Source organism: Shewanella benthica KT99 (assembly GCF_000172075.1).
GTDB classification, from domain to species: domain Bacteria; phylum Pseudomonadota; class Gammaproteobacteria; order Enterobacterales; family Shewanellaceae; genus Shewanella; species Shewanella benthica_A.
In genome coordinates this window covers 1-3,312 of the sequence record NZ_ABIC01000088.1, presented here as the reverse complement: position 1 = coordinate 3,312, position 3,312 = coordinate 1, and the positions used below count along the sequence as shown (strand labels likewise).

General features: G+C 47.3%; 2 tRNA genes and 2 rRNA genes. All 4 read right to left on the bottom strand.

Features of this window, described 5'->3' with window-relative positions:
- Window positions 1–1,583: ribosomal RNA gene (locus tag KT99_RS19500) — 23S ribosomal RNA — on the bottom strand; the annotation flags it as partial.
- A 586-nt stretch (window positions 1,584–2,169) separates the two neighbouring features.
- Window positions 2,170–2,245 (bottom strand) — tRNA-Ala (locus KT99_RS19495).
- Between the two features lie 135 nt (window positions 2,246–2,380).
- Window positions 2,381–2,457: transfer RNA gene (locus tag KT99_RS19490), tRNA-Ile, on the bottom strand.
- A gap of 190 nt (window positions 2,458–2,647) precedes the next feature.
- Window positions 2,648–3,312: ribosomal RNA gene (locus KT99_RS22370) — 16S ribosomal RNA — on the bottom strand; the annotation flags it as partial.

Sequence of the window (3,312 nt, the reverse complement as noted above, 5' to 3'; positions counted from 1 at the left end):
TTTCCTGGAAGCATGGCATCAACTACTTCAACCCTTAGGTCTCGTCATCAGTCCTCAGTCTTGCAATTTAATGCGTATCCCGGATTTGCCTAAGAATACAACCTACAACCTTAAACGCGGACAACCAACGCCGCGCTAGCCTAGCCTTCTCCGTCTCTCCATCGCAGTTAGCAGAAGTACAGGAATATTAACCTGTTTCCCATCGATTACGCCTTTCGGCCTCACCTTAGGGGTCGACTTACCCTGCCCTGATTAACATTGGACAGGAAACCTTGGTCTTTCGGCGAGGGAGTTTTTCACTCCCTTTATCGTTACTCATGTCAGCATTCGCACTTCTGATACCTCCAGCGTGGGTTACCCCTTCGCCTTCAACGGCTTACAGAACGCTCCTCTACCGCTTGCTAGTAAACTAGCAAACCCATAGCTTCGGTGTATTGCTTAGCCCCGTTAAATCTTCCGCGCAGGCCGACTCGACTAGTGAGCTATTACGCTTTCTTTAAATGATGGCTGCTTCTAAGCCAACATCCTAGCTGTCTAAGCCTTCCCACATCGTTTCCCACTTAGCAATAACTTTGGGACCTTAGCTGATGGTCTGGGTTGTTTCCCTTTCCACGACGGACGTTAGCACCCGCCGTGTGTCTCCCGAGTAGTACTCATTGGTATTCGGAGTTTGCAAAGGGTTGGTAAGTCGGGATGACCCCCTAGCCTTAACAGTGCTCTACCCCCAATGGTATTCGCTCGAGGCGCTACCTAAATAGCTTTCGAGGAGAACCAGATATCTCCCGGTTTGATTGGCCTTTCACCCCCATCCACAAGTCATCCGCTCATTTTTCAACATAAGTCGGTTCGGTCCTCCAGTTGATGTTACTCAACCTTCAACCTGCCCATGGATAGATCACCGGGTTTCGGGTCTACACCTTGCAACTAAACGCGCAGTTAACACTCGGTTTCCCTACGGCTCCGCTATTCGCTTAACCTCGCTACAAAATGTAAGTCGCTGACCCATTATACAAAAGGTACGCAGTCACGGTCTCTTATTCCGAAGAATGGAACCGCTCCCACTGCTTGTACGTATACGGTTTCAGGTTCTATTTCACTCCCCTCACAGGGGTTCTTTTCGCCTTTCCCTCACGGTACTGGTTCACTATCGGTCAGTCAGGAGTATTTAGCCTTGGAGGATGGTCCCCCCATGTTCAGACAAGATGTCACGTGTCCCGTCCTACTCGTTTTCATCTATAGTTAGTTTTCATGTACGGGGCTATCACCCTGTGCCGCTGAGCTTTCCAACTCATTCCACTAACACCCTATAGACTTAAGGGCTAATCCCCGTTCGCTCGCCGCTACTAGGGGAATCTCGGTTGATTTCTGTTCCTCCGGGTACTTAGATGTTTCAGTTCCCCGGGTTTGCCTCACATACCTATGTATTCAGTATGTGATACTCACTTATGTGAGTGGGTTTCCCCATTCGGACATCGTTAGCTCAAATGCTTGTTACTAGCTCGCCAACGCTTTTCGCAAGTTACTACGTCCTTCATCGCCTCTGACTGCCAAGGCATCCACCGTATACGCTTAGTCACTTAACCATACAACCCACATGGGTCTTTATCCGCTTGCCACTATACTGTTATGCCGCGTTACTCAAACTCACTTGTCGGTTATGTAGTAAACTACACGCCCTCCTCGTTCGCTTTCGCGCCTTGCCTAACAACACATCGACTGCGCTAACAGACTCAATATTCTCTACAAATAGTAGAAAACGAATCGTATCGCAACTAATGGTGTTTACTTTCGCCAAAAGAATACTCTTGACCCAATCGTTAAATATCTCTCATTACAAGAAGCTTTAAGAAAGAGTCGGCACTTGATTTAAGTGTTTGAGAACTCAATTATTTATTTTTCGCGCTAATGCTATTAACCACTGCAATCGCTATCTCTTACGAAATATCTTTCACAATAGTCCCTTTCACATTAACACTATCAGCTTTCCAAATTTTTAAAGAACGGGCTTAAAAAAGCCAAAGATAAATTCTGCATTTATCTTTGGCATCTCTATCCAATGCATGACCTACAATTTCAGCAAAAATGTAAGCAAATGGTGGAGCTACATGACAGTGATCGAACCTAGTTTTAAACTGTGTTCTAAACAATCAAGCAAAACCAACAAGTAAATGGTGGAGCTATGCGGGATCGAACCGCAGACCTCCTGCGTGCAAGGCAGGCGCTCTCCCAGCTGAGCTATAGCCCCATTTACATGCAGTAAAACAAATATACGTATAACCAAATTATTTTGGTAAGCCAAATCGCAATCTAATCTAGGCAAATTAATGCGACGTTTAGTGTACTAAACGAGTATTAATTTAACGTGGAGTAGATAAAGATTTGGTGGGTCAGAGTGGACTTGAACCACCGACCTCACCCTTATCAGGGGTGCGCTCTAACCAGCTGAGCTACAGACCCATTTATACTTGCAACCTTATTTATCGCTATTGCTTTAAACAAGAGTACGTCGTCTAAACAGACACGTATATTTTTGCTCTTTCTTCTATCAAGTAATCTGTGTGAACACTCAAGCACACGGATGTGCTGTGTGTAAGAAATGCACGGATGCAATTTCTTACCAAACCAAGTATTGAGTTAGTCGTATAGGTAAGGAGGTGATCCAGCCCCAGGTTCCCCTAGGGCTACCTTGTTACGACTTCACCCCAGTCATGAACCACACCGTGGTAAACGCCCTCCCCGAAGGGTTAAGCTATCTACTTCTGGTGCAGCCCACTCCCATGGTGTGACGGGCGGTGTGTACAAGGCCCGGGAACGTATTCACCGTGACATTCTGATTCACGATTACTAGCGATTCCGACTTCACGGAGTCGAGTTGCAGACTCCGATCCGGACTACGACCGGCTTTGTGGGATTAGCTTGACCTCGCGGCGTTGCAACCCTCTGTACCGACCATTGTAGCACGTGTGTAGCCCTACTCGTAAGGGCCATGATGACTTGACGTCGTCCCCACCTTCCTCCGGTTTATCACCGGCAGTCTCCCTAAAGTTCCCACCATTACGTGCTGGCAAATAAGGATAAGGGTTGCGCTCGTTGCGGGACTTAACCCAACATTTCACAACACGAGCTGACGACAGCCATGCAGCACCTGTCTCACAGTTCCCGAAGGCACTAAGCTATCTCTAGCAAATTCTGTGGATGTCAAGAGTAGGTAAGGTTCTTCGCGTTGCATCGAATTAAACCACATGCTCCACCGCTTGTGCGGGCCCCCGTCAATTCATTTGAGTTTTAACCTGCGGCCGTACTCCCCAGCTC